The organism is Deefgea piscis, assembly GCF_019665785.1.
Taxonomy (GTDB): Bacteria; Pseudomonadota; Gammaproteobacteria; order Burkholderiales; family Chitinibacteraceae; genus Deefgea.
Genome location: NZ_CP081149.1, coordinates 3332818 through 3357478 on the forward strand (window position 1 = coordinate 3332818; position 24661 = coordinate 3357478).

A 24661-nucleotide genomic window follows, 5' to 3' on the forward strand; every position below is an offset into this window, starting at 1 on the left:
GCTGGAAATGCGCTTACCCTCGCGTGACTTGGAGAATGTATGCAGCAGTTGATTGACGGGTTTATTGACTTCAAAACGCTGAATGATGGCCGCTCTATCCGCACGGGCCAGTCATACCGCGATATTTTGCTGCGGTATGCGCTGTTTTTAGGCGATACGGATCCGTGCTCAGTGACTGAAGAAACCTTACTGGTGTTTACTGGGATGCATTTGAATAAGACATTCAATCTGCATGCTCGCTCGCGGGTGCCGTATGTGGCTTGCATCCGGGGGTTTTATGAATGGCTTGATCGGAAGGGTTATTTGCTTGGAGCGAATCCCGCTGCAAACCTACCGTACCCCAAGGCAGGCAAGCCTTTACCCGATGTCATTGAGTTGGCCAACGCGGAGAAGTTAATTAGCGCGCCAGATTTGTCGACGTTCGAGGGGGTGCGTGATGCGGCAATGTTGGCGATTTTACTGGGTTGTGGTTTGCGTTTATCGGGCTTGGTGGCGATGAATCGCTCTCACTTGCAAACTTATATAGTGAAAGAGCAGCCGCGTATGGCGGTCCGAGTTCTGGAAAAGGGAGATAAGGAGCGGCAGTTGCCCGTCCCCCGTGAGGCCGAGTTATTGCTGCGGGTGTATTTAGAGCATCCTGATCACGCACTGTATGACTGTGCGCTGCCCGATGGTGACTCACCCATGTGGATCTCAACACATAATCGACGAACGCCAGAGCATGAGCAACATGGTGATCGTCGCCGCCTAACAAAGCGGGGTATACAGTCAATCATCATACGATTAGGGACTAAGGTCGGTATACCCAGACAACAACTACACCCGCATGCTTTGCGTCATCGCTTTGGCACTGAGTTGACCGAGAGCGACGTACCGCTAAATCAAACCGGTGAACTACTGGGCCATGCGTCGCTCGAGTCGACCAAGATCTACCTGCACTTGGCTATGGTTAAAAAGACTGAGGCGATGGACCGTGGCAATCCGCTGGCCAAGATCAGGTCACCCGCTTCTGAGCTACTGCGGCGCTTGGATAGCAAGCACAGCTAGGGGTGTTTCAAGGCCTGTTTAGTGAGTACAAGTTTCGTAGGGGGTAATTACAATGTGTCTACGGAGTGCAGGAGAATGAGCATATACAAGGCGCGAGGGGGTGAAGTTGCGCACTTACCAAATCGCTTACGGTTTCGGGCTAAATCGGAAACGGGTGGCTCTGGCTGCTGCGTCTAGTTATAGAGAGTGCGCAGTGGCATAGGGTTGAACTCACAATGGAATGCGGGGTAGAGCACGATGGTTGATACACAAGAGCGCAGCGGGAATCAGGAAGTTGGCAGCCTAGGTACGCAGCCCCTAGGGCTGGGGGGTCGGCTAGGGCTATCCCCCTACCCCCCAAGAGGGGGTGGGTACCTAAAGAATTGCACTGATTTGAATTTTTCGCGGCGCGACCCGCGACTTGATGATTTGGCAGCAATGAAAATGCCGCCGGTATGGCTGCGCATCGCCGAAAAAATCGGCGTCGACGCACTAATGGTGCTTTGGCGCGAACTAGACGGCAGTGATGACGTACCTCGTACCGACAACGGCATGCTATTGCTGCGGTTGCGCCCTTTTGACAGCTGGCAGCGCCAGATGCGCAACCAGCACATCAAAATGCTGGCGGCCGCCGGCCGTTCACCTGCACAAATTCGCCAAGCCCTGATGGAACACTACAAACTCAGCCTAACAACAGGGCGAATCGCCCGCATCATTAATGAATCTCATGAATAAAACAGCCGTAATCTACGCCCGTGTATCTAGCACTCGCCAAGCCGATGATGGCCTGCCTATCGCCAGTCAGATTGAGCAAGCCGAACTCAAAGCCGAACAGCTCGGGGCACAAGTGCTTAAAGTGTTCAAAGATGAGGGAATCAGTGGTCGCAGCGCCGAAAAACGCCCTGCATTTCAAGACGCGATCGCCTTTTGTGCCGCATTTGACGTTGAATACTTCATCTGCTGGAGTACGAGCCGGTTTGCCCGGAACAAAATTGATGCCGCCAGCTATAAAAAGCTCTTGGCAGATGGCAATACCAAGCTGGTATACATCACAACCGATATTGACGAAGACACTGATGAAGGCTGGTTTACCGGATCATTGCTAGAAATCGTTGATGAGCATTACAGCCGAGTTGTCTCACGCGACACGCGCCGATCGATGATGAAAAATGCCAGAGATGGTTTCTTTAATGGCGGTCGAGTACCGTTTGGCTATACCCCAAAAGCCGAAGGGAAACGTCGCCGGCTACAAATCAATGAATTAGAAGCCCAAACCATTCGCGATATCTTTAACCTTTGCCTCGTCGGCATGGGAAGTAAAGCCATCGCCATGAAGCTAAATGAAACTGGGCAACTAAAAAACGGTAAAAAATGGGACAAAAATACAGTATCACTAGTCCTTAAAAATCCAGTTTATGCCGGATTAACTGTATTTAATCGCACTAATAATGCTGGGAACAACCGACCTGTCGATGAATGGATCATTACCCCTAGTCACGCAGGAATCATCACCCAAGACCTGTTTGATAACGCACAAATCCTAATTGGCCAGCGAGCGCCAGCAGCAGAAGGCGGTAGTCCGCATAGTAATTTCGTATTCACCGGGATTTTGCGCTGCGGCGACTGTGGCGCCGCGATGCAAGTTGAAAGCGCCACCGGGCGCAATAAAACGTACCACTATTACAATTGCCGATCGGCGCTTAAAGGCATTGGCTGCGAAAACCGACGAATTCCAGCTCATGAACTGGATGACTACCTCAGCGAAACCATACTTAATGGCATATTAACCCCGCGCCGAGTATCAGAAGCGGTAAAAGAAATTCACACGTTAACCAGCGAATGGAACGAAACCATCAGCCGTCGACGCTCAGCACAACTTGCTGAAGTGAAAAAACTACAAGGACGTCGCACAAAACTATTTGAAATTCTTGAACTGTATGGGAAAGACGCACCAAATCTAGGCGATATCACGGTTCGACTGCGTGAACTAAATGATGACATCAAGCAAGCAGAGCTAGGTTTGACTGAAATTAACGACTACACATCGACAGATTTCGATTTAAAAGAGACAGAAATCTTGAGAGCTAGCGCATTAATGAGAGAAATTATCGAGAAATGTACCGATCCAAAGAAAAAGAGAACTTTTTACTCTCAAATATTGGACCGGATAATCATTAGGCATGATGGCTGGATTGACATAGAATATCAGCCGCTGAAAATAATAAACCGCCCCATAAAGGAGGCGGTTCATAGTACTGCAAATTGGCTCCTCGACCTGGGCTCGAACCAGGGACACACGGATTAACAGTCCGTTGCTCTACCAACTGAGCTATCGAGGAATTGATCGGTAAGATCGTTACGGGTGAATTGCTATTACAGGCAAAAAACCACAGAATTCTTGGCTCCTCGACCTGGGCTCGAACCAGGGACACACGGATTAACAGTCCGTTGCTCTACCAACTGAGCTATCGAGGAATTGGTATGGGGCGTATAATAGACACTCTCGACCGTTTAGTCAAGAACATCCTAATAAAATAATCGATAAAATGACGACTAGCCCAAAAAAAATCCTCATCGGCAGCACTCTATTCCTTGGCTTTGCCGCTTCCTTGCCTTTGATTGTGCCCTATGGCGCCTTCAAAAACAGTTTAGAAACAAAGCTCTCGCAGATGAATGGCGGAAAAACGCAAATTGCGCATATCGAATTTAGTTATCAGCCTACGCCAGTATTTATTTTACGTGATGTGGTGATCGAACGGCCTGAGACCGCCCAAATTGCAGAGATTATTATTCCAGTCACTAGCTACAATCTTTTGAATTGGGGTAAATCGATGCGAAATGTGCTAATTCGCAACGCTGTCTTATCTCGCGCCTTTGCGCTGGATTTGCCAAATCGAATCAAAACTGACGATCACAATGGCTTTCGAGTCGATCGACTAGCATTAGAGAAAGTCTCAATCAAACTCGATCGCCGCACTATTGGCCCGATTGATGGTGAATTACGCTTCAGGCCCAATGGCAATATCGAAGATCTGGTTATTCGTACCGATCAAGACCGCGCAGAAATTCAAGTCCAACCCACAGAGCCGGGGCAATTCAAAGTACAATTTAACGCCAGCAACTGGGAGCTACCTTTAGGTCAACCGGTTAAATTTGATTTTCTTAAACTCATCGGTACCGCCGACGCCAATGGTTGGACCATTTCAGATATTCGAGCAGATCTTTATGGCGGCCTCGTTACCGGCTCAGCACAACTTAACTGGCAATCGGACTGGCAACTCACCGGACACATTTTTGCCAAGAATATCTCTGTCGAGCCATTAATGAGTTTATATAGTCCCATTACACGCAGCACCGGTCGAATGAATGCCGACGCTAGCTTTAAATATCAAGGCGCCACTGAGCAACAATTATTTAAACAAGCACAGATCCAAGGTCGCTTTATTATTCAAGACGGTACTTTGCATAACTTTGATTTGATCACACCACTCAAATCGCAAACTCCAACGACATTACGCCGTGGCGGACAAACCAATTTCAGTAGTTTATCTGGGAGTATTGCCATCAACGACAAGAGTGTCTCGCTCTACAACCTAATACTCCAGTCCGGAAAATTTCGCGCCAATGGCGAATTACGCGTTTCACAACAAAAAATCAGCGGATCAATTGGCACGCAACTCGCCGCGGGCGCAATGATGGCCAATAATCAGCTCAGTATTTCCGGCCAATTGGCCGCGCCTGAATTAAACAGTCGTGGCACGCTACGCCCCAATCATGAAGAACGAAGCCCCAGCGCCGAAACCGAAGCGCCTAAACCAGAAAACTAATCACTCAATATCAATTGGATCGCGGCCTAATTTACTAGCCGCATCCTCAATAAGGAAAAACACATGACATGGACCGCATTTTTACAGCAAGCCGGCGCCCAATTCGAAGCGCACCTCGTCACCCACTTTACACAGACCGATACAGAATTGGCCGCACTAGAACAAAATTGGGTTATCTGCCCACTCAGTCAATACGGTTTAATTCGTTTTAGTGGCGAAGACAGCCAAGCATTTTTGCAAGGCCAACTCTCAAGTGACATTCGTGCGCTAGACCTGAACTCGGTCCAATACTCGAGTTACTCAACGCCAAAAGGTCGTATGCTAGCGAGCTTTTTAGTGTCACGTCAGCAAGACGACTATGTATTACAAATCGCTGCCGAGCTACAAGCCAGCATTCAAAAACGCTTGAGCATGTTTATTATGCGTAGCAAAACCAAGGCCAGCGATGCCAATGCCGACTGGGTGCAAATCGGTGTGGCAGGTCCTGCAGCTAGCGCGCAAATTGAGACATGCTTTGGCAGCGTACCGGCCGCAATGACAGTACAACATCATGCCAATGCCAGCGTTATCGGACTTGAAGGTGGCCGCTTTCAAATTATGGCTTCACCTGAAGTGATGGCGACGCTCTGGACTGAATTGATCAGCAAGGGCGCACAAGCAGCGGGAACGAGCGTTTGGCAGCTCACCGAAATTCGCGCTGGCAGCCCATGGGTGACCGCAGCTACCCAAGAAGAATTTGTGCCACAAATGGCCAATATGGAATTAATTGGTGGCGTTAACTTTAAGAAGGGCTGCTACCCGGGCCAAGAAATTGTCGCCAGAATGCAATATTTAGGTAAAACGAAACGCCGAACCTATCGCATGCATGTCGATAGCCGCGAGGTGCTGGCTGGACAGGACGTTTATAGCTCGGACTCAGACGGCCAAAGCAGCGGTAAAATCATGCTCGCAGCCCCTAGCCCTACCGGCGGTTCAGAAGTTCTCGTGGTCGCACAAATTGCCAGTTTACCGCTGGGATTGCATTTAATTGACGCCAATGGTCCGCAATTGACGCAATTAAACCTGCCATATGCACTCAACTGAAGCCAAAATAGCAATTTCATCATATAATCGCGAAATTCGCACAAGCAAGGATGTCACCCCATGGGGTTTCTCGCTAATAAAAAAATCTTAATCTGCGGTCTACTTTCAGATCGCTCTATCGCCTATGGCATTGCCCAAGCTTGCCGCCGTGAAGGTGCTGAACTGGCTTTCACCTACGTGGGTGAAGATCTAAAAGATCGTGTTGTTCGTTTAGCTGCTGACTTTGACTCAACCATCGTTCTACCCTGTGATGTGGGTAGTGATGAGCAAATCGAAGCGCTATTTCCAGCATTGGCCGAATATTGGCCAACGTTTGATGGTCTGGTGCACTCGATTGGCTTTGCGCCACGCGATGCCTTAAAAGGCGACTATCTGGATGCTGTGACACGTGAAAACTTTAAAATCGCTCACGATATCAGCTCGTACAGCTTTGCCGCACTCGCTAAAGCCGCACGTCCGATGCTCAATGAAAAAGCGTCATTAGTCACGATGTCTTATCTTGGCGCTGAACGCGCGATCCCAAATTACAATGTAATGGGATTGGCTAAAGCCAGCCTTGAAGCCAATGTTCGCTATATGGCAGCGGCATTGGGCACCAGCAAAGAAATCCGTGTTAACGGCGTTTCTGCTGGCCCAATCAAAACTTTAGCTGCAGCTGGGATTTCGGACTTTGGTAAATTGCTTAAAGGCGCGGCAGAAGCAACGCCGTCTAAACGCAATGTCACCAAAGAAGAAGTGGGTAATGTCACTGCCTTCTTATTGTCTGACTTATGCTCAGGCATGACCGGCGAAATCTTGCACGTTGATGTGGGTTTTAGTATCGGCGCAGGCGCTTTGGCGGGTTAATTACCGCTCGAATGTAGCCCAAAATAAAGCCCGCAATCGCGGGCTTTATTGTTATTAATTGCCACGCAAACAAGCAAGACCCCAATTTTAAAGGTATTTAGCGATGTGCCAGTTACTTGGAATGAATTGCAACACCCCAACCGACATTGTGTTTTCCTTTGAAGGATTTCGACGCCGTGGCGGACTCACTGCCGAACATGCCGATGGTTGGGGAATCGCTTTTTTTGAAGACGCAGGCTGCCGACTTTTTTTAGACTATCTACCATCGAGCAGTAGCCCCGTCGCTGATTTAGTCCGTAGCTATCCAATCAAAAGCAAAAATGTCATTTCGCATATTCGCAAAGCCACCCAAGGCGTGATTAACCTCGCCAACACCCACCCTTTTCAGCGTGAATTGTGGGGTAAATACTGGATCTTTGCGCATAATGGCAACCTCACCGAGCTCGCCAAGCTTGAGCCATCCCGCTTTCAGCCGGTGGGCAATACCGATAGTGAGCAGGCTTTTTGCTGGTTACTTGATCAGCTCGCGCAACAATTTAGCGTCATGCCAAGCCGCATCGAGCTCCATCAGGCATTAAGCCTCATTGCAGCGCAATTAGCGCAACATGGTTGCTGCAATTTTTTACTCTCAAATGGCGAAACCTTATGGGCCCACTGCTCAACGGCGCTGCACTATATCGTGCGCCAAGCGCCATTCACCGTCGCGCATTTGTCGGATATGGATTTAACGGTCGATTTTTCCAATGAAACGCGAGCCAATGATCGCGTTGCCGTCATTGCTACTCAGCCGCTCACCGACAATGAAACATGGACTGCCATGCAACCAGGCGAGCTATTGATGTTTGTGGATGGTGAGATACAAAAAACCTAAGTATATGCATGCAGGCTTTATTTTATATAGCCTAGCAGCAGATACTAGGATCTATTGACATTTGTTTAGCCACGAAAGCACGCCAGCGCGGCGGAAAACCAAACCGCCCCTAGGCCTCGTGCTGATGTAAACCAAGCAAAGCAAACACCGTATCATCAAAATATTCGCCCTGCTCATCGAGCTGGCGCAATTGAAACGAAAGGCGCTCAAGACTGATTTGATTGTGTGCAAAACGGTCTCGCGTCATCTTCATACTGCTCGCTCGTGCGGCGAGTTGATTTCGCCGCGCTTCAATCTCTTTGCGTTCGCGCTGATGCCCACCGACCGATAAATACAGCCAAAAAATTAAGCCACCCGCAATCCACCACAACTCAAAAAACAAACTGGCAATGGCAATCAAAGTCATCAGCAAATACCAAATCTGATCGGCCTGCTCAAATTGCGGCACCATCACCGACAAGCTAGGCCAGCGGCGTTTCATCATTGAAGCAATGCGGGTGTCATCGGTGGCATCGCGCTTTTTACGCGCCAAAGCACCATCCAGTGCCAGACTAATATACCAATGGGTAATCACTTTTGAATGCAACCAATGGGCAGCCAAATACTGCGCCATTTTTTCATGCAATTGATCTCGAAATGAGCTGCTCGACAATGGTGGCACACTATCGTTATATGGATCTTTCAGCGCATTTTGTACTTGCAAGGGATATCCAGCCACATCCATTAATAATCGCCGGCGCTCATTTAATACATCAGGATTAATCATGATTTCAGGATGATCCAGATGCAAATAATGCTGCAGCAATTTATCAACATCATCAAATGTAGGATGAGTGCCGGGCTGCTCTCTGAGTAATCCACGTAAACGGGTGACCTCTTGCCGAATCAAATCCGCAATCGGCCCTGCTTCTGGCACCCATGAGCGACGCAATAGACCATCAATTTTATCTAAGGGCTCATCATAATGACGATAATAAGCCTCGTTATAACGGCCAATTTCTTCATCATCGCGCAGTTTATTGCCCGTCAGCAAAGGTCGAGTTGGTGGCTCGCGACGTAAATCCAAGCCAATACGATTGACCAAACTATCTAATTCTGGCGCGACACCCGCCCGGGCAAAAACTGGGTCTAGTTCATGCCGCTTATTTCGCCATTCTTCAAGCGCCTGCCAAATACTCCAATCGGCCATTATTTATTTTATTCCCTCAAACCTTTACTACTGCGCTCACGCGCCTCACCGGCCCCAATGACCATCACCGCGCAAAACGGTCGTAATACAATCGGGCGCAGCATAACATCAATTCATTAGCGCACTTCGTGCCAAAAAAAACCATCTAGCTCACATCTACCGCCGCTTGTTCTTGTTGGCTTAGCGCCGCTTCAATGCGCTCACACAAATGGCGAAGCACTGCAACCCGCGCATAATATTTGTTATTGGCCCCTACCCTTAGCCACGGCGAATTGGGGGTACTGGTTCGCTCGATTAAATCACTGGCAGCGGTGACGTAGTCATCCCATTTTTCACGGTTACGCCAGTCTTCTTCGGTAATTTTGAAACGTTTATATTCAATGGCTTCACGCTCATGAAAGCGGTTTAATTGTTCTTCATTACTAATCGCCAGCCAAAACTTCACCACCAGCACGTTTGCCGCCGCAATTTGAGCTTCAAAATCATTAATTTCGCCATAGGCCCGCATCCAATCTGCATGACTCGCAAAGCCCTCTACGCGCTCAACCAAGACGCGACCGTACCAAGATCGATCAAACAACGTGAGCTGTCCATGGGGCGGCAAATGCCGCCAAAAACGCCATAGATACGGCTGAGCACGCTCCTCTTCGGTCGGTGCAGCAATCGGGATGGTGCGATATTGCCGCGCGTCGAGTGCCGCAGTAATCCGGCGAATTGCCCCGCCCTTACCCGCAGCGTCCATGCCTTCAAACACACAAACGACGGAAAGCTGTTTAAATTTGGGCTGCCGAACTAGGCCATTGAGTCGGCCTTGCAATTCTTCCAGCTGAATTTTGTAATCCTCTTTGCTGAGGACAAAATCCAAAGGCAGCGTATCGAGCAGGCGAACGCCATCGATGGATGGCATCAAAGGTGCAGCATCAATGCGATTTTGCCGAACAGAGCCCCGTTCCAGATGATGACGAATGGCCTCTTCAATATGTCGACCGACTGAGATATTGCGGTAATTATTGTCTGAGCTTTCAATCACTCGCCATGGCGCATCTGCTAAATTGGTTCGCAGCAATAAATCACGGTAACGATCAATCATTTGGTCATAATTTTTTAAAAACAACCGATCCGACTCTTCAACTCGCCAAGCCGTGCGCGAATCGGCGCTGAGTTTTTTTATTTGTTTCTTCAGCTGATCTTTGGATAAATGCAGCCAAAATTTTAAAACCAGCACGCCCTCATCAGATAGCATTTTTTCTAAGCGCAAAATTTTAGCCAGCTCACGCTCATAAGCAATGGGCTCGGCCGCATCTTGCATTTGATCCCACATCGGACCGCTATACCAACCACCAAAAAGAATCGCCATCTTGCCCTTGGGAGGCAAAATACGCCAATAACGCCAAAATGGCGGTCGGGCCATCTCTTCATCACTCGGTTCGGCAAAAGCATGCGTGGCAATTAAGCGCGGGTCTAACCACTTCAATAACAGATTGGCCACCTCACTTTTACCTGCGGTCGGCACGCCACCGAGCAAAATCACCACCTGAAAATCAGCGCGTTGCTTTAAATCATATTGAATTGACAATAAACTTTGCCGTAATTCAGCTTCAAATTGCTGGTAAGACTGCTTATCCAGTTGATGCCCTAATTCTGCTGATTCAAACATATGCTGACTCCGAGTCATGATAAGTCATTATTCAGCTTTAGCCGCATTTCGGGAAGCGTTTGATTAAGAGCGCAGCCAGAAAGCCATAACTGCCCAATATTCACTCAAAAATCTCAAGCGATCGGCCATAAAAAAAGAGGCTTACGCCTCTTTTTTGCTGACATTATCGATGAATATTAAACCGAGAATGAAGAGCCACAGCCGCAAGTTGACTGGGCATTCGGGTTTTTAATGGTAAATTGCGAGCCTTCTAGGCTTTCAACGTAATCAATTTCCGCACCGACCAAATATTGATAGCTCATTGGATCAACCAATAAGGTCACGCCATTTTTAGTAATCGGCGTGTCGTCTTCATTGACGATTTCGTCAAAAGTAAAGCCATATTGAAAGCCTGAGCAGCCACCGCCCGTCACAAAGACGCGCAATTTCAAATCTGGATTACCTTCTTCCAAAATCAATTCATTGACTTTACTGGCCGCATTATCGGTAAAGACAAAAGGAAGTGGCATCTCGGTTTCAGTGGTCATAACAGCTCCGCCCATAATAGTTGACTAAATTGATAGGGTATATTATCCACGTCTGACCCTGCAAGGTCAATCACTCTGCCTTGCTGTCCACTACACGTGGCAGATCATCAATGGCCATCTCTTCACGCTGGCCATTGTGCACATGAATTAAGCGTCCATCGACAATCGCACCTGGGTGCATTTCTAGCGTTTTATACGCTAAATCACCGCGAATACGCGACTTACTCTGCAACTCAACGTAGTGACTGACTTCGATTGGCCCACAAATTTCACCATTTAAAATCAAATGCGAGCACACCACTTTTCCTTCGATTTTAGCTTTATCACTCACCACCAGCGTGCCGTTTTTTTCATCAGTCATGCTGACATCACCAATAATGGCACCGTCTAAGCGCAAACCACCGGCAAATTTCACATGCCCAGTCACCGTTGTGCCTTGACCAATCAGGCTATCAATTTTGGTGCTGCCTTTTTTCTTATTAAACACACTTATCCCCTTAGAATTTTTTTTGGCAACTGGCTAATACTTTACTGCCTTGTGGCTCAACAAAACGAGCCTCCATCACCCAAGGGCCAGTCGCGCCTGCGGGCAATTCAAATTCACCTTCTGCGCGATGATAATGCGCAACCGCAATCGACGCGCCCTGAGTATTTGCCGTCAATTGCTGTTTTTTACCGCCCAACTGATATTGCACACTAACGAATAATCGCCCTGCCAGTTCCGTCGTTTTGTCCGTTCCTTGCACCAATAACAAACGATAACGCAGCCGATCTACTGAGCTGGCTTGTAATTCACAGGCAACAAAACTGGCCGATCGATTCCTATCATTGCTTTGCAATAAAGATTCAAAAAACGATAAGGTTTCTCGTGTGATTGCAAAGTCTTGCTGTAACGCTGTCAGCTCACGCTTGAGCGCATCTCGCTCAGCGCCGACAACAGTGAGCTGTTGCGATAATAACGCCTGTTCTTTCTGCAAAGAATCAAAGCGCTGTTGCAGGCCTTGCATTTGATTTTGCTGTGTAAGCGAAGAACTCGATCGTAGTTTCTCTTTACGGTATTCGCCCAGCTGCATTCCAGCATAAAGCGCAGCAAGCAATACCCCCATAAATACAGTAATACGAAAGAATTTTGCTTTCAGGCTTAACTGCGGGCGTAATGACAAGGGCGTCGCAGTCATTCGCGCCCTTTGCAAACGATATAGACGTTTAATTGGCATCACTTAAGGCAGCAATGGCACAACATCTAAACCATGCTGTTCAGGTAAACCAAACATCAAGTTCATTACTTGCACTGATTGGCCTGAAGCACCTTTGACGAGATTGTCTTCAACAACCAGTATCACCAGTAAATCGCCATTCCCCGGGCGGTGCACGGCAATACGTGCCGTATTGCTACCGCGTACCGAGCGAGTTTCTGGGCAAGACCCTGCAGGCATCACATCCACAAACGGCTCAGCCGCAAATCGCTCTTCGAATAATTTTTGCACATCGGCGGCTTTGCCAGCCTCAGTTAAACGCGCATAAATCGTCGAATGGATACCACGAATCATCGGCGTAAGATGCGGAACGAAGGTCAACTCAACTGGAGCACCGTGGATTGCAGACAGTCCTTGCATGATTTCGGGCGAGTGGCGATGGCCTTTCACTGCATAAGCTTTGAAATTGTCACTGCTTTCGGCAAATAAAGTGCCCACTTCGGCTTTACGGCCAGCGCCAGACACACCTGATTTGCAATCGGCGATAATGCCGCGGGTTTCGATCAATTGCAGGCCATTTTCAATCAGCGGCAATAAACCGAGCTGAACTGAGGTTGGATAGCAGCCTGCCATCCCAATTAAGCGCGCTTTTTGGATTGCAGCGCGATTCACTTCCGGCAAACCGTACACCGCTTCAGCGAGTAAATCGGTACAGCTGTGCTCCATTGCATACCACTGCGTAAATTCAGCAGGATCTTTGAGGCGGAAATCGGCGGCCAAATCGATGACTTTTACACCCGCATCGAGCAATTCACGCGCTTGCGCCATCGCCACACCGTGCGGTGTTGCAAAGAAAACGACGTCGCACTCGGTCAGTTTGGCGTCTTCAGGAGTAGAAAAAGCAATATCAACGTGGCCGCGTAAGCTGGGAAACATCTCAGATACTTTCATGCCGGCCTCTTTACGCGAAGTCACCGCCTTGAGTTCCACATCAGGATGGCGCGATAATAAACGCAGCAATTCAACCCCTGTGTAGCCTGTACCGCCAACAATCCCCACCTTGATCATGCTCTTTTCCCTGTTCAAATTATCACAGCGATAATAAAACAAAATACTAGGGAGTGGGGAATAGGGAGGAAAGAATAAGTAAGAAAAACCATTCTCTGACGACGACCCCAAGTCGACAGACGTAAAAAAGCCATCCCGCAGGATGGCTCTTTGATCCAAACAATCTGTAAACGAATTAACGCTTAGAGAATTGTTTACGACGACGTGCGCCGCGTAGACCGACTTTCTTACGTTCAACTTCACGAGCGTCACGAGTAACCAGACCAGCCGATTTCAGAGTTGGTTTCAACGCTGCATCGTACTGAATCAAGGCACGAGTGATACCGTGACGAACCGCGCCAGCTTGGCCAGATTCGCCGCCGCCAACCACGTTTACCATGATGTCGAAAGCTTCAAGATTGCTAGTCAACACGAGTGGTTGACGAACGATCATACGGCCTGTTTCACGAGCAAAGTATTGATCCAATGCTTTACCGTTAACGATGATTTGGCCAGTACCTTTTGCCAAGAACACACGAGCTACAGAGCTCTTGCGACGGCCAGTACCATAATTGTATTTACCTACCATGATGCAATTCCTTTAAGTTTTGCGATCGCTTAGAGAGCAAGAGTTTTAGGTTCTTGCGCAGTGTGCGGATGCTCGCCACCGGCATAAACTTTCATTTTCTTGATCATTGCGTAGCCCAATGGGCCTTTTGGTAACATGCCTTTAACAGCAAATTCCAACGCACGGCCAGGAAATTTGTTTTGCATTTCAGTGAAGGTACGCTCGTAAATACCGCCTGGGTGACCAGTGTGACGGTAATAAATCTTCGCCGTTGCTTTATCGCCAGTAACGCGGATCTTGTCTGCGTTTACCACAACGATGTAGTCGCCGGTATCGACGTGCGGAGTGTATTCAGCTTTATGTTTGCCACGCAGGCGTTTGGCGATCTCGGCAGCGAGACGGCCCAGCACTAAGTCTGTGGCGTCCACAACGAACCACTCGCGCTTCACCTCGTGCGGCTTGGCAGAAAAGGTTTTCATGACTGCTAGTCCACGTTTTTGAATTTGAGAAAGTCGCGGATTGTAGCGGGTTAAATGCCACTCTGTCAAATGCATTTGCAAACAGATTCCAATCCGAGACAAAAAAAACGCAATCAAGGCATGCCTAGATTGCGCGAAATCCTACCAAATAAATGGAGGATGGAGGAGACGACATCGAGCAAAGCCCAATGTCATCGCCGATTATCACAGAAATTTAGGTGTAAGACAACCAAGTTTTCCACGCTACGACCAATGGTTATCGCGCCAATCTATGCAGTCAATTTACCCATGGCGCCATCGCGTCACCGGCGTTTCCCCGTTAGAATAGTGGCCGATATTCCATCGTATTGCCTTAATCTAAGGACCAGTGAATTATGAAAGTACGCATTAAATGGGTCGAAGAAGTGAGTTTTTTGGCGCAGTCCGAATCTGGCCATGCCGTTCTGATGGATGGCCCTCCAGAGGGCGGTGGACGTAATCTCGGTCCGCGCCCGATGGAAATGCTGCTGATGGGCATGGCAGGCTGCTCTAGCTATGATGTCATCCACATCCTTAAAAAAGGCCGTGCGGACGTTAGAGACTGTGTGCTTGAAGTTGATGCTGAACGCGCGCCAACCGACCCTAAGGTATTCACCAAGATTCATTTACATTTTATTGTGACCGGCAAAGGGCTTAAAACAGAAGCCGTTGAACGGGCGATTAAATTATCGGCCGAAAAATACTGCTCTGCATCGATTATGCTCGGCCAAGTCGTTGCTATTACGCACGATTTCAGCGTGCATGAAGCCGATTAGTTCGTAGGCTTAGCGCAATAAAAAAACGGCAAGAAAGCGATTCTTGCCGTTTTTTTTATTGCCGATGAAATATTTATTTTGTTGAATCTAATGATTTTTAATGCGCAGCGACTTCTTGACGGCGAAAAATCCAAGCATAAGGTAAGCCAATAAATAAAGCCCCGCCCACAATATTACCGAGCGTAGCGGGTAATAAATTATGCAGGAAAAAGTCACTCCAGCTGGCGTCAAGCCCAAGCAACATGGCTGCCGGGATAAAGAACATATTTGCAATACTATGCTCCATGCCCAACGCAACGAATGCCATGACAGGCAACCAAATTCCCATCATCCGTCCTAATGTGTCTTTCGCTGAATAACCTTGCCAAGCAGCAACACACACCAAAACATTCGCCAAAACACCTTTAAAGAAGGTTACGACAAATGGGTTTTCTAATTTGTGATGGGCAACAGAGAGTAAATAGAGCGTTGCAGAATCATTGGGCTTAAAAATTCCCGTCATATAAGCAAAGGCCCATGCGGTAAATAATGCGCCAATAAAATTCCCCAAATAAGAGAGCCCCCAGACTTTCGCCACATCCCGTTTACCCAATAAATTGCGTTGCAATGGCACCATTTGTGTCGCGCAATTACTGGTAAAAAGATCTACCCCTGTCAACACCACCGCAATAAAGCCCAAAGGGAAAACCGCGCCAAATAATAATTTGCCTAAGCCTGGATTGGTCTGCATCAACTCAGGCGATCCCCCTGCTACACAAACCGCGAGCAAACCACCAAGGGAAATAAACATCCCGCCGATAATGGCCATGACCGCCAATCGTGAGCTAGGCAATGCTGATTTTTCTAAAGCACTGTGTTCAACATAATCAACAATGGCAGAAGGAGCTAACATCCCATTCATATCAAAGCCTGCATTTCTATTATTTAGATGGCGCTATTTTATAACGTGCATACCCACAAAGAGCGGAAGTATTGCCATGACATTGGTATTGAATACGACAAATCTGATCTGGCGCAAAGTTCTAGCGGGTCGTGTCAGCCGCCTTAATGCTCACAATATGCTATTTAATTTTTAAACTCGGTTAAAAACGATAACTGAGTTGCGTCATTAATTTAGAAGTTAACTGCATCAATTGTGGAACAGGCGGCGGCAAAGGGGCTGCCCCCATTTGATCGGCCAGCTCTGCATGACTCATTTCATCCAAATACATTTGCGCCACAATGGCTCGGCTTTTTTCATCCGACTCAGGTAATTCATTGAGATGACTTTGCAAATGAGCCCCAACCTGCCGCTCCGTTTCGGCCAAAAAGCCCAAATTCCATTTATCACCAATCACACCTGCGGCAACGCCCATCGCCAATGAGCCGGCATACCACAGAGGATTAAGCACACTGCGGTGACTACCTAGCTCAGCCAAGCGCCGCTGGGTCCAAGCCAAATGCTCAACCTCTTCATCGGCTGCTTGTCGTAACGCTTGCCGTGCAGCGGGGTCTCTGGCGGTCAATGCCTGCCCTTGATACAGCGCTTGCGCGCACACTTCGCCGCAGTGATTCACCCGCATCAATCCTGCTGCGTGCGCTTTTTCTGCACTACTCATTGCGACATCGTCAATTTTGGCATCAGGGTGCGCCCTAGCACTTACAGCAGGCGCAGCTAAAGTACGCAACACCGTATCAAATTCAGTAATAAATTGGTCCAAAGAAGGTAATTTCAGCATCATCAGTTCTCCTTAAGCTGGCAATTCTACACTGTGCACATGTTATGATTACGAGATTGTATTTTTACCTCCAATTTGCAGGAATTTTCATGAAACGCTTCGTTATCGCTGCCGCTTTAGCACTTTCAAGCTTGACCGCCATCGCCGCCAATCCGCAAGTCGAGCTCAACACCAGCAAAGGTAAAATCATCGTAGAACTCTATCCAGAGCAAGCGCCGATCTCGGTGGCAAATTTTTTGCAGTATGTAAAAAGCAAACATTATGACGGTACGATTTTTCACCGTGTAGTGCCCGGATTTGTCGTGCAAGGTGGTGGTTACGATGTAAAACAAGAACAAAAACCAACTAAAGCATCGATTCAAAACGAAGCCAAAATCACGACAGAAAAAGGACTGAAAAATGACCGAGGGATGCTGGCAATGGCCAGAACCGGTCAGCCGCATTCGGCAACAAGCCAGTTTTATATCAATCTAAAAAACAATGACGCTTTAAACTACCCTTCATTTGATGGTTGGGGTTACGCAGTATTTGGTAAAGTATTGAGTGGTATGGAGGTCGCCGATCAAATGGCAAAAGTAAATTTACTGCCTGGTGATACCCCTGCTGAGCCGATCATCTTAATCAGCGCCAAAGAAATAGCCGCCAAAACAGAAAAGGCCAGCGCTAGCAAAAGCAGCACGACCAAGTAATTTATATTTTTTCAAGGACAAAACAGATGACTAAAGTAAAACTCACCACCAGCATGGGCGACATTGTTTTAGAACTAAACGAAGAAAAAGCGCCGATTACGGTGGCTAACTTTATTCAATACGCCACTTCGGGTCATTACGATGGTACGATTTTCCATCGCGTCATCGATGGTTTTATGGTGCAAGGCGGCGGCTTTGAACCCGGCATGAAAGAAAAAAAAGACAAGCATCCAACCATCCAAAATGAAGCTGACAATGGTTTAAAAAACGACATTTACACTGTCGCAATGGCGCGCACACCAGAACCTCATTCGGCCTCTTCGCAGTTTTTTATCAATGCAGCTGACAATGATTTTTTAAATCATCGCAATAAAACAGCACAAGGCTGGGGCTATGCCGTATTTGGCACCGTGATTGAAGGGCAAGACATCGTCGACAAAATCGAAAAAGTAAAAACCGGCAGCAATGGTTTCCACCAAGATGTACCAAAAACAGATGTGGTAATTTTGAGTGCCGAAGTGCTGGCCTAATTATTTTGACTTATGATCGATTTATTTTAAGCGCAGCAAGCCTGCGCTTTTTTTATGCTCAACCTGCTAAGCCTTTCGAATGACTCAAGCTACTTACTTTATTTCTGACCTACACCTATCCCCTAGCGACACGGCCACGGTACATGCATATCAACAATTTATGCGCCAGATTGTCGCGAACAAAGCCGAATATTTATATATTTTGGGGGATTTATTTGAATACTGGTTGGGTGACGATCAGCTCGACGAGCCATTTTACGCTGAGCAAGTGGCGCAAATCGCTGCCGTTGCGCAATCTGGCGTCAAAGTTTTTTTTATGGCAGGTAATCGCGATTTACTCGTTGGTCGCCGATTTGCAAAAAGTGGTCAACTCACGGTGTTGCCAGACCCAAGCTTGATACACCTACAAGGGCAGGCAATTTTATTGGGCCACGGCGACCGGTATTGCACTGATGATATCGCCTATCAACGCTATCGCCGGCTGACTCGCAATCCGATTGTGCAATGGATTTGGCTGCATTTGCCGAAAAAAATCCGTGATAAGCAAATTGCTAATTTACGTTTAAAATCACAAAAATCAAATAAAAATAAAAACCGCATGATTATGGATGTCAATCTTGCGGCGATTGAAGCTGAATTGCAGCATAGTCCTGCACGGCTGCTGATTCATGGACACACCCATAGACCCGCGCAACACCAACATCAACACGGAATTCGCTGGGTCATTCCTGACTGGAAAAATGGTCATGGTGGTTATTTATTAAGCCAAGACGGTCAAATTAGCCTGCACATGTACCCAGATTAATTCAGCGAAATAAGTCATCAACATCGCGATAAGCATTTGTTTTTATGATAAAACCCACTACTATTGGGGTTCATTAACTTACCACTTGCGCCATAAAAATGAGGTTGATTCGTAAAATAAAACGTTTTTTTCTGGCGCTGATATTACTTACGCCAATGGCAAATGCAGAAAATACTTTACGTATTTTGACTTGGCATGGTTATGCAGACCCTGACTGGATTGCTGCATTTGAACAGAAGTACCATACCAAAGTTGAACTGACTTATATCTCAAGTGATGATGAGCTATGGGAAAAGCTCAATCGTAAACAGGCCAATACTTATGATGTTTTTGCCGTTAATACTGCAGAATTACAGCGTTACATTGACCATAATCTCGTCACCCCAATTAAACAAAATCAAATCCCTAATACCAAAAATCAATTGCCTCGTTTTCGTAAAACTGAGCAAATATTAGGTTTAAATCGTAACGGTCATTTATACGCCATTCCATTTACATATTCAGAAATGGGGCTTATTTATGATAAAAAACAATTCAAAATACCACCAGCGTCAATGAATGACTTATGGCAAACCAAATACCGCGGCAAAATTGTTCTCTACGATGGCAGCAATCACAATTTCAGTCTAGCCGCACTCACATTGCATGCTAATAATCCATTTAAGCTCTCTACCAATGAGATGAAACAAACCGTCGATAAATTACTTCAATTACGCCCACAAAATCCTATTTTTTACACTACCCCAGGGCTTTGTTGCACAAATCAACTAGAGGGTAAGTCACCCCTAACCCCAGACGGATTTATCCCACTCTTACCGTCATTGGCGTACCCAGTTGCGTGAAGCGATTTAAGATCGCTGCACGCACTTGCAACTCAGCCACCTGACGATCAAAGTCCCGCGCCATCACTCGTTCACCCAATAGTTTGAAGCATTGCATTTTGGTTTCTACCAAGCTACGTCGATGATACCCAGACCATTTTTTCCAGATGGCCCTACCCAAGTATTTGGTCGCCCGTAAGATGTCATTCCGCGCTCTCGCTCCGGCCGTATTTTCTTTCCGAAATTGTGCATTTTTCCGTGTAGGAATAATCGCTGCCGCACCTCTTGCCGCAATGGCATTGTGGCATTCTTTGGTGTCGTAAGCGCCATCACCGTAAATCGCCGCAATCTGTTCAGACTCGGGAATCTGATTCATCAATTCCGGCAAAATGGGCGCATCACCTGTTTTGTTATCGGTGACCTCGATGGCACGAATTTCAAGGGTTTCGGCATCAATGCCGAGGTGAACTTTACGCCACTGCCTACGATATTCAGCGCCGTGTTTTTTGGTTTTCCATTCACCTTCACCGAGCATTTTGATGCCTGTGCTATCGACGAGTAAATGCAGTCCACCCTGACTTTGACGGGCCGGAATCGTGACTTTCAGCGTTTTTTGTCGACGAGAGATCGTGCTCGAATCAGGAACGTTCCAATCTAAGTTGGCGAGCCGAAGTAGGCTTTCAACCATGCCGGTTGCTTGGCGCAATGCGAGGCCAAACAGGCATTTGATGGTGAGGCAGAATTGAATGGCAGCATCGCTAAAAGTGGGGTTTCGTCCGCGCTTGCCAGTGGGCTCAGCAGCCCATTTCAGCGCTGGATCAAGCCAAATCATTAATGCGCCACGCGATTTCAAAGCTGCGTGATAGCTTGGCCAGTTGGTGGTTTTGTATTTGTGGGGTGCTGGTTTGCTCATATCGCTATTCTATATCGCTATTCTACCAGCAGCATTGCGCCGCTGATTTGTGCAACAAAGCCATTCACAAGCCACAATTAAAAAGCCCACCATATAGGTGGGCTCGGCAGCAAACGGTGAATTTAAATAATTAGAGATCGTTTGATAGTTAAGTATCAAAAACCTTACGGCACTTTGCTAACAGAGAACAATATCAAACCATTTTAAAATACCGCTTAGTTAGCAAATGCCATCATTGAGGCGCGTGTCACTACTAACAACTGATCACCCGCTGCGGCTTGTGTTAGCCATTCTTTGTTAGCAACTGGCACGGTAATGATCTTGCCTGCAAAATCTTTAACACGCAGCGTACCAGCGGCCACATTCACGCCCACAATATCATTGTAAACGGTATGCGTTAATGTCATGCCTGCGCCATCGACCGATAAATCCTGTGTATTGGTATCAATCACTTTACGAATACCAGCAGTGCCTTTTTGTAATACAAAAGCCATCGTTTCGGCGCCCGTCACCGTTACCGTGTCATTGGGCTTTAAGGTATTCAGACGCGTAACCTTGGGATTAATATTGGCAAACTCAAGCATTTGCCCGCTTGGCATTTGGAGCACAACGCTGCGCGTTGCCAAATCGACAGATACCACCCGTGCCTCATCAATCTTACGTTCAGAAGTCGCCACTAGTAATTCATCTTGCCCAGTTGCGGCAATAGACGCAGTTCCGACCAATAAACCAGCAGTTAACAAGATAGAAGCAAGTAATTTAGTGCGCATAATTGATACCCCTAGATTTGTTTATTCAAACGATAAGCAAAAAGCAAATTATCACCCATCGAGGCTAACAAGTAGTGTCAGCAAAAAACCAGTCTAGCGCTAAATTGACAGGCTAGAAATAAATAATTTGCCTAATCAATATAATTGAAAAACCTGCAGAATCCAGCACAAACTTACCTGACAGAGAGTAAGGCAACCGCCTGAGCCTCAACTGCTGCGCCTTCTCCCACCGGTCCGAGCTTTTCATAAGTCTTGGCTTTCACGTTGACCAAAGCCACATCTATTTGCAAATCTTCGGCAATATTTACCCTCATGGCGGGAATATGCGGCGCCATTTTGGGCTGCTGAATTAAGATCGATGCATCAATATTCGCCACTTGCCAGCCTAGTTCCGCCACTCGCCGCACCGCTTCGCGCAATAAAACGCGGCTATCTGCGCCTTTAAATTCGCTGGCCGTATCGGGAAAATGCCGACCAATATCGCCCAAGCCCGCCGCGCCAAGAATCGCATCGGTAATTGCATGCAGCAAAGCATCGGCATCGGAATGCCCCAGCAAGCCTTTTTCAAACGGGATATGTACACCTCCCAAAATTAAAAGACGATCGGCCACCATACGATGAACATCCCAGCCTTGGCCGATACGGAAAGGTAAAGCCATAATATTATTCCTTTTTCAATCAACTACACCTGTAGGGTCGGCTTGAGCCGACCTGCAATTTAATCCGATCAAGCCAGACAGCATCCCACCAAGGATAGTCACCCACACAGTGCACCAATCCAGCACGAATCGGATTAGCCATAATATAACGTGCGATCGCCGGTAAATCCTCTTCGACTCTCAACGCATGATCGTAAAAGCCTTTTTGCCAAATCTGACCTGTGCGCTGAAGATGCGTATTGATCAACCTTGCACTACGCCCCTTTAACAACTTGATAACCGTCGATAAATTTTGCTCTGTTTGCAGCACCAACAACCGATGCAAATGATCAGGCATCAAACCCCAGGCAAGGGAATCGACATTGCCCTTCTCATGTAATCCCCTCATTTCACGAATCAATATTCTGGCTAAAGCGGGAGAATCAAACCAGCGAGCACGCTCATGCGTAGTACAAATAATGTGATATGCCTGATGAGCCAAACTACAGCGACCTTTGAGCCAATCACTGCATGGCCTAGCGAGCTCCTTTTAGCGTAACTAGGTCGGCTAAAGCCGACCCTACGAATTACTGTTTTTTTCAAATCCATCAAGGGCTGTACCTTGATGAAAAATCATTTTCCATTGTTCTCTTTCAAGTTTCCATAATGAGCTACGTATAGAACAGTTTTCCAGTTGCCCATCCGTTCTCAATTTGGCCGCTTTATAGGTGAGCAATGCGACATCCACACTCATGATCTTTAGCACATAATCTTGCGACCAAACTTGATAAGGAGCCTCATTTTCTAAGGCGAGAATAATTGCATTTCGATCATAAGTCTGGCCGGAGCGGCCTATCTCTAAAAAATCATGATGCAATAGGGCGCACAGTTGCTGATGATTTTTACGGGGCTCGGAACGGTGTAAATCTATTTCGTACTTTTTAAGCTTTTGCAGTAAATAAAAATCATCCATCACAATTTTCCAACGCCCAACAACAACCCCGCCAATTGCAAATCCTGCGGATAAGTCACTTTCAGATTCCATGGGCTGCCCATGATGAGTTTGGGTGAATGGCCGAGGCGTTCGAGCGCGCTGGCTTCATCGGTGATCTCTGCGACGTGTTCGGGCAGCGCGTCTTGGAGTGCGGCGAGCAAAGGACCACGGCGGAACATTTGCGGCGTTTGTGCTTGCCAAAGTCCAGCACGCGGCGTGGTGCGGGCGATACGCTGCTCTTCTTGATGACCAAGGGAAACTTTAAGGGTATCGGCCACTGGAACAGCTAAAATGCCGCCTACAGCGTCATACTCCAATTGAATAATCATGGCATCCACTTGTTGGCTGGTGATACAAGGACGGGCGGCGTCATGCACCAGCACCCAAATATCGTCAGACATCGCAAAACCCTGCGCTGGTTGGCCGGCTTGAGGATTTTCGACGGGGGCTGCGGCAAGTGCCGTCAAACCATTCATCACTGATTCAGCGCGGCTAACGCCGCCAACGCGCAGCACCAGCAAGCGAGGCAACGACTCGCCCAGTACAGCGCCCCAATCGTAGCTTTCCCACCATTCATCTTCTGGTGAAATCACCACCACCACTTGGGCAATGCCCGCAGCACCGAGCAAAGCGCGCAGGGTGTGTGCGATCAAGGGCTGGCCAAGCAAATCTAAATATTGTTTTGGCGTCGCGGATGCCATCCGGCTGCCGCTCCCAGCAGCAGGAACTAAGGCGATGGCAGTCATTGCGCAGCCTCATTCATATCATCATTTTCCGCGTCGTCTTCTTGTGCATCGAGCGCGTTATACACTTCGGTGATCTCGACTTCAGGATGCGCGGCTTGCCAAGCATCGAGCACGTCAGCTAATGCTTGATCATTCAAGGCCGCAACGCCAAATTGGCGCTCAGGCTGCCAAGCGACTGTAGCTTCGCTCGCTGTATCATGATGTTCGTGCGGCGTACCTTCGCTGCAGGCTTTGCAGAGCATTTGTACATTACTGCCCCAATCTTCCAGCGCCATATCGCTTTCTGCAATCATTTCATCAAGGGTATTAGCCTCTAGCGCACTAGGAACATTAGCTTCAAGCACATACGTCGAGTAATTTGCGCGCTGCCAGAATTCTAGCCAATCAAAAACCGGAACGTCTTTGCCGTTAAGTTCACGCGTGCCACGCGGTGCGCCGTCAATTAGTACGATATCTTGGTAACGCACGCCACAATCAGGCATCGGGACGCTGACAATCTGTGCGCGCGCCGGATCAAGGCGATTGGCCCACAGCAGTTCAACCTGATCGCCTTGCGTAATTCGCACTGGAATCAAGCCCAGTTTTAAATCGGGCGCAGCATTCTCCGCCGCATTCAATGGCAGCGTAACGCCAAAGAATGCCCACGCTTTGGCCGCCGTTTCCCAATCAGCCATCGCCGTTGCCGCGATGCCCATATTCCACCATGCGGCTTCGTCTTCGGGGTTAAGCTCAGTCGTGCGGCGGTTGTAACGCAGCGATTCAGCCCAGCGGCTTTGATATTTATACAGCAGTGCCAAATCGTAGTTCGTCACCGCGTCTTGCTCGTCAATCGCTAGCGCCGCCAAAAAATGCTGTTCGGCCAACGCTTCATCGTGCTCTTCCCACGCGGCGTGTGCGGCGGTTTTAAGTTCAGTGCTATTCATGCAA

At 47.8% G+C, this 24661-nt stretch carries 28 protein-coding genes, 2 tRNA genes and 1 pseudogene; 12 read left to right on the forward strand and 19 right to left on the reverse strand.

The window, feature by feature from the left end; translation table 11 throughout:
• Positions 1-39: 39 nt before the first annotated feature.
• The 3 genes from K4H25_RS15550 (at position 40) to K4H25_RS17170 (ending at position 3331) form a co-directional block, all read left to right on the forward strand.
• Positions 40-1047 (forward strand): tyrosine-type recombinase/integrase, encoded by a 1008-nt coding sequence (locus tag K4H25_RS15550; protein ID WP_221021310.1) that lies wholly within the window; start codon positions 40-42, stop codon positions 1045-1047.
• Between the two features lie 417 nt (positions 1048-1464).
• The gene (locus tag K4H25_RS15555; protein WP_221021311.1) at positions 1465-1761 is read left to right on the forward strand and encodes a hypothetical protein; all 297 of its coding nucleotides are present in this window, start codon (positions 1465-1467) and stop codon (positions 1759-1761) included.
• Positions 1754-3331, forward strand: coding sequence for a recombinase family protein (locus K4H25_RS17170; RefSeq protein ID WP_374706358.1), 1578 nt, complete (start codon positions 1754-1756; stop codon positions 3329-3331). The genes K4H25_RS15555 and K4H25_RS17170 overlap by 8 nt, the downstream gene beginning before the upstream one ends.
• Here K4H25_RS17170 and K4H25_RS15575 read toward each other — a convergent pair.
• Both K4H25_RS15575 and K4H25_RS15580 read right to left on the reverse strand, forming a co-directional pair.
• A tRNA-Asn gene (locus tag K4H25_RS15575) sits at positions 3290-3365 on the reverse strand. The two genes, K4H25_RS17170 and K4H25_RS15575, sit on opposite strands and share 42 nt — an antisense overlap.
• 60 nt (positions 3366-3425) lie before the next feature.
• A tRNA-Asn gene (locus K4H25_RS15580) sits at positions 3426-3501 on the reverse strand.
• 71 nt (positions 3502-3572) lie between these two features.
• On the opposite strand from K4H25_RS15580, the gene K4H25_RS15585 reads away from it, so the two are divergent.
• The 4 genes from K4H25_RS15585 (at position 3573) to K4H25_RS15600 (ending at position 7653) form a co-directional block, all read left to right on the forward strand.
• Positions 3573-4853 (forward strand): AsmA family protein, encoded by a 1281-nt coding sequence (locus K4H25_RS15585; RefSeq protein WP_221021312.1) that lies wholly within the window; start codon positions 3573-3575, stop codon positions 4851-4853.
• Between the two features lie 63 nt (positions 4854-4916).
• Positions 4917-5936 carry a CAF17-like 4Fe-4S cluster assembly/insertion protein YgfZ gene (gene ygfZ / locus K4H25_RS15590; protein ID WP_221021313.1) on the forward strand — a complete coding sequence of 340 codons (1020 nt, stop codon included), beginning with the start codon at positions 4917-4919 and terminating at the stop codon, positions 5934-5936.
• Between the two features lie 60 nt (positions 5937-5996).
• A complete protein-coding gene (locus K4H25_RS15595; protein WP_173532328.1) occupies positions 5997-6782 on the forward strand; it encodes an enoyl-ACP reductase FabI in 786 nt (261 codons plus the stop codon).
• Positions 6783-6885: 103 nt separating this feature from the next.
• Positions 6886-7653 (forward strand): class II glutamine amidotransferase, encoded by a 768-nt coding sequence (locus K4H25_RS15600; RefSeq protein WP_221021314.1) that lies wholly within the window; start codon positions 6886-6888, stop codon positions 7651-7653.
• Positions 7654-7762: 109 nt separating this feature from the next.
• On the opposite strand, the gene K4H25_RS15605 is transcribed toward K4H25_RS15600, so the two are convergent.
• The 8 genes from K4H25_RS15605 to rplM all read right to left on the reverse strand — a co-directional run bounded on the left by K4H25_RS15605 (position 7763) and on the right by rplM (position 14316).
• Positions 7763-8842, reverse strand: coding sequence for a hypothetical protein (locus K4H25_RS15605; RefSeq protein ID WP_221021315.1), 1080 nt, complete (start codon positions 8840-8842; stop codon positions 7763-7765).
• Positions 8843-8987: 145 nt separating this feature from the next.
• The gene (pap, locus tag K4H25_RS15610; RefSeq protein WP_221021316.1) at positions 8988-10499 is read right to left on the reverse strand and encodes a polyphosphate:AMP phosphotransferase; all 1512 of its coding nucleotides are present in this window, start codon (positions 10497-10499) and stop codon (positions 8988-8990) included.
• Positions 10500-10675: 176 nt separating this feature from the next.
• Complete coding sequence (erpA, locus tag K4H25_RS15615) at positions 10676-11026, reverse strand: iron-sulfur cluster insertion protein ErpA (RefSeq protein WP_173532332.1); 351 nt, start codon at positions 11024-11026, stop codon at positions 10676-10678.
• A 70-nt stretch (positions 11027-11096) separates the two neighbouring features.
• Entirely contained in the window at positions 11097-11513 is a 417-nt protein-coding gene (locus tag K4H25_RS15620) for a bactofilin family protein (RefSeq protein WP_221021317.1), read from the reverse strand.
• Positions 11514-11523: 10 nt separating this feature from the next.
• Positions 11524-12204, reverse strand: coding sequence for a DUF6776 family protein (locus K4H25_RS15625; RefSeq protein ID WP_221021318.1), 681 nt, complete (start codon positions 12202-12204; stop codon positions 11524-11526).
• 42 nt (positions 12205-12246) lie between these two features.
• Positions 12247-13290: an N-acetyl-gamma-glutamyl-phosphate reductase gene (argC, locus tag K4H25_RS15630; protein ID WP_221021319.1), complete on the reverse strand. Its 1044-nt coding sequence runs from the start codon at positions 13288-13290 to the stop codon at positions 12247-12249.
• A gap of 175 nt (positions 13291-13465) precedes the next feature.
• On the reverse strand, positions 13466-13858 hold the full coding sequence (gene rpsI / locus K4H25_RS15635) for a 30S ribosomal protein S9 (RefSeq protein ID WP_173532336.1): 393 nt from the start codon (positions 13856-13858) through the stop codon (positions 13466-13468).
• A 29-nt stretch (positions 13859-13887) separates the two neighbouring features.
• Positions 13888-14316: a 50S ribosomal protein L13 gene (gene rplM, locus K4H25_RS15640; protein ID WP_173532337.1), complete on the reverse strand. Its 429-nt coding sequence runs from the start codon at positions 14314-14316 to the stop codon at positions 13888-13890.
• A 374-nt stretch (positions 14317-14690) separates the two neighbouring features.
• On the opposite strand from rplM, the gene K4H25_RS15645 reads away from it, so the two are divergent.
• The gene (locus K4H25_RS15645; RefSeq protein WP_221021320.1) at positions 14691-15110 is read left to right on the forward strand and encodes an OsmC family protein; all 420 of its coding nucleotides are present in this window, start codon (positions 14691-14693) and stop codon (positions 15108-15110) included.
• A 97-nt stretch (positions 15111-15207) separates the two neighbouring features.
• Here the strand turns inward: K4H25_RS15645 and K4H25_RS15650 are convergent, their stop codons facing one another.
• Both K4H25_RS15650 and coq7 read right to left on the reverse strand, forming a co-directional pair.
• Positions 15208-16002, reverse strand: coding sequence for a formate/nitrite transporter family protein (locus tag K4H25_RS15650; RefSeq protein ID WP_221021321.1), 795 nt, complete (start codon positions 16000-16002; stop codon positions 15208-15210).
• A gap of 190 nt (positions 16003-16192) precedes the next feature.
• A complete protein-coding gene (gene coq7 / locus K4H25_RS15655) occupies positions 16193-16828 on the reverse strand; it encodes a 2-polyprenyl-3-methyl-6-methoxy-1,4-benzoquinone monooxygenase (RefSeq protein WP_221022977.1) in 636 nt (211 codons plus the stop codon).
• An 89-nt stretch (positions 16829-16917) separates the two neighbouring features.
• Between coq7 and K4H25_RS15660 the strand changes: the two genes are divergently transcribed.
• The 4 genes from K4H25_RS15660 (at position 16918) to K4H25_RS15675 (ending at position 19694) form a co-directional block, all read left to right on the forward strand.
• Complete coding sequence (locus K4H25_RS15660) at positions 16918-17517, forward strand: peptidylprolyl isomerase (protein ID WP_221021322.1); 600 nt, start codon at positions 16918-16920, stop codon at positions 17515-17517.
• 26 nt (positions 17518-17543) lie between these two features.
• Complete coding sequence (locus K4H25_RS15665) at positions 17544-18047, forward strand: peptidylprolyl isomerase (protein ID WP_173532341.1); 504 nt, start codon at positions 17544-17546, stop codon at positions 18045-18047.
• Between the two features lie 79 nt (positions 18048-18126).
• Positions 18127-18852, forward strand: coding sequence for a UDP-2,3-diacylglucosamine diphosphatase (locus K4H25_RS15670; RefSeq protein WP_221021323.1), 726 nt, complete (start codon positions 18127-18129; stop codon positions 18850-18852).
• Positions 18853-18950: 98 nt separating this feature from the next.
• Positions 18951-19694: an extracellular solute-binding protein gene (locus K4H25_RS15675; RefSeq protein WP_221021324.1), complete on the forward strand. Its 744-nt coding sequence runs from the start codon at positions 18951-18953 to the stop codon at positions 19692-19694.
• On the opposite strand, the gene K4H25_RS15680 is transcribed toward K4H25_RS15675, so the two are convergent.
• The 7 genes and pseudogenes from K4H25_RS15680 to K4H25_RS15710 form a co-directional block, all read right to left on the reverse strand.
• Positions 19654-20586, reverse strand: a complete 933-nt coding sequence (locus tag K4H25_RS15680; protein WP_221020333.1) for an IS5 family transposase — start codon at positions 20584-20586, stop codon at positions 19654-19656. The two genes, K4H25_RS15675 and K4H25_RS15680, sit on opposite strands and share 41 nt — an antisense overlap.
• A gap of 215 nt (positions 20587-20801) precedes the next feature.
• On the reverse strand, positions 20802-21356 hold the full coding sequence (locus tag K4H25_RS15685; RefSeq protein WP_221021325.1) for a hypothetical protein: 555 nt from the start codon (positions 21354-21356) through the stop codon (positions 20802-20804).
• A 173-nt stretch (positions 21357-21529) separates the two neighbouring features.
• The gene (gene ispF, locus K4H25_RS15690) at positions 21530-22015 is read right to left on the reverse strand and encodes a 2-C-methyl-D-erythritol 2,4-cyclodiphosphate synthase (RefSeq protein ID WP_221021326.1); all 486 of its coding nucleotides are present in this window, start codon (positions 22013-22015) and stop codon (positions 21530-21532) included.
• A 19-nt stretch (positions 22016-22034) separates the two neighbouring features.
• Positions 22035-22499 (reverse strand): annotated as a pseudogene (locus tag K4H25_RS15695) (REP-associated tyrosine transposase); the annotation flags it as partial.
• Positions 22500-22574: 75 nt separating this feature from the next.
• Positions 22575-22967 (reverse strand): nuclear transport factor 2 family protein, encoded by a 393-nt coding sequence (locus tag K4H25_RS15700; RefSeq protein WP_221021328.1) that lies wholly within the window; start codon positions 22965-22967, stop codon positions 22575-22577.
• A complete protein-coding gene (gene ispD, locus K4H25_RS15705) occupies positions 22967-23734 on the reverse strand; it encodes a 2-C-methyl-D-erythritol 4-phosphate cytidylyltransferase (RefSeq protein WP_221021329.1) in 768 nt (255 codons plus the stop codon). Before ispD ends, K4H25_RS15700 begins: the two co-directional genes overlap by 1 nt.
• On the reverse strand, positions 23731-24657 hold the full coding sequence (locus tag K4H25_RS15710; protein ID WP_221021330.1) for a hypothetical protein: 927 nt from the start codon (positions 24655-24657) through the stop codon (positions 23731-23733). The genes ispD and K4H25_RS15710 overlap by 4 nt, the downstream gene beginning before the upstream one ends.
• Positions 24658-24661 lie beyond the last annotated feature (4 nt).

Excerpts from the sequence above, each read along its gene's own strand:
- K4H25_RS15550 (WP_221021310.1), top strand. The coding sequence starts at position 40 with ATGCAGCAGTTGATTGACGGGTTTATTGACTTCAAAACGCTGAATGAT.
- K4H25_RS15555 (WP_221021311.1), top strand. The coding sequence starts at position 1,465 with ATGAAAATGCCGCCGGTATGGCTGCGCATCGCCGAAAAAATCGGCGTC.
- K4H25_RS17170 (WP_374706358.1), top strand. The coding sequence starts at position 1,754 with ATGAATAAAACAGCCGTAATCTACGCCCGTGTATCTAGCACTCGCCAA.
- K4H25_RS15585 (WP_221021312.1), top strand. The coding sequence starts at position 3,573 with ATGACGACTAGCCCAAAAAAAATCCTCATCGGCAGCACTCTATTCCTT.
- ygfZ (WP_221021313.1), top strand. The coding sequence starts at position 4,917 with ATGACATGGACCGCATTTTTACAGCAAGCCGGCGCCCAATTCGAAGCG.
- K4H25_RS15595 (WP_173532328.1), top strand. The coding sequence starts at position 5,997 with ATGGGGTTTCTCGCTAATAAAAAAATCTTAATCTGCGGTCTACTTTCA.
- K4H25_RS15600 (WP_221021314.1), top strand. The coding sequence starts at position 6,886 with ATGTGCCAGTTACTTGGAATGAATTGCAACACCCCAACCGACATTGTG.
- K4H25_RS15605 (WP_221021315.1), bottom strand. The coding sequence starts at position 8,842 with ATGGCCGATTGGAGTATTTGGCAGGCGCTTGAAGAATGGCGAAATAAG.
- pap (WP_221021316.1), bottom strand. The coding sequence starts at position 10,499 with ATGTTTGAATCAGCAGAATTAGGGCATCAACTGGATAAGCAGTCTTAC.
- erpA (WP_173532332.1), bottom strand. The coding sequence starts at position 11,026 with ATGACCACTGAAACCGAGATGCCACTTCCTTTTGTCTTTACCGATAAT.
- K4H25_RS15625 (WP_221021318.1), bottom strand. The coding sequence starts at position 12,204 with ATGACTGCGACGCCCTTGTCATTACGCCCGCAGTTAAGCCTGAAAGCA.
- argC (WP_221021319.1), bottom strand. The coding sequence starts at position 13,290 with ATGATCAAGGTGGGGATTGTTGGCGGTACAGGCTACACAGGGGTTGAA.
- rpsI (WP_173532336.1), bottom strand. The coding sequence starts at position 13,858 with ATGGTAGGTAAATACAATTATGGTACTGGCCGTCGCAAGAGCTCTGTA.
- rplM (WP_173532337.1), bottom strand. The coding sequence starts at position 14,316 with ATGAAAACCTTTTCTGCCAAGCCGCACGAGGTGAAGCGCGAGTGGTTC.
- K4H25_RS15645 (WP_221021320.1), top strand. The coding sequence starts at position 14,691 with ATGAAAGTACGCATTAAATGGGTCGAAGAAGTGAGTTTTTTGGCGCAG.
- K4H25_RS15650 (WP_221021321.1), bottom strand. The coding sequence starts at position 16,002 with ATGTTAGCTCCTTCTGCCATTGTTGATTATGTTGAACACAGTGCTTTA.
- coq7 (WP_221022977.1), bottom strand. The coding sequence starts at position 16,828 with ATGCTGAAATTACCTTCTTTGGACCAATTTATTACTGAATTTGATACG.
- K4H25_RS15660 (WP_221021322.1), top strand. The coding sequence starts at position 16,918 with ATGAAACGCTTCGTTATCGCTGCCGCTTTAGCACTTTCAAGCTTGACC.
- K4H25_RS15665 (WP_173532341.1), top strand. The coding sequence starts at position 17,544 with ATGACTAAAGTAAAACTCACCACCAGCATGGGCGACATTGTTTTAGAA.
- K4H25_RS15670 (WP_221021323.1), top strand. The coding sequence starts at position 18,127 with ATGACTCAAGCTACTTACTTTATTTCTGACCTACACCTATCCCCTAGC.
- K4H25_RS15675 (WP_221021324.1), top strand. The coding sequence starts at position 18,951 with ATGAGGTTGATTCGTAAAATAAAACGTTTTTTTCTGGCGCTGATATTA.
- K4H25_RS15680 (WP_221020333.1), bottom strand. The coding sequence starts at position 20,586 with ATGAGCAAACCAGCACCCCACAAATACAAAACCACCAACTGGCCAAGC.
- K4H25_RS15685 (WP_221021325.1), bottom strand. The coding sequence starts at position 21,356 with ATGCGCACTAAATTACTTGCTTCTATCTTGTTAACTGCTGGTTTATTG.
- ispF (WP_221021326.1), bottom strand. The coding sequence starts at position 22,015 with ATGGCTTTACCTTTCCGTATCGGCCAAGGCTGGGATGTTCATCGTATG.
- K4H25_RS15700 (WP_221021328.1), bottom strand. The coding sequence starts at position 22,967 with ATGGATGATTTTTATTTACTGCAAAAGCTTAAAAAGTACGAAATAGAT.
- ispD (WP_221021329.1), bottom strand. The coding sequence starts at position 23,734 with ATGACTGCCATCGCCTTAGTTCCTGCTGCTGGGAGCGGCAGCCGGATG.
- K4H25_RS15710 (WP_221021330.1), bottom strand. The coding sequence starts at position 24,657 with ATGAATAGCACTGAACTTAAAACCGCCGCACACGCCGCGTGGGAAGAG.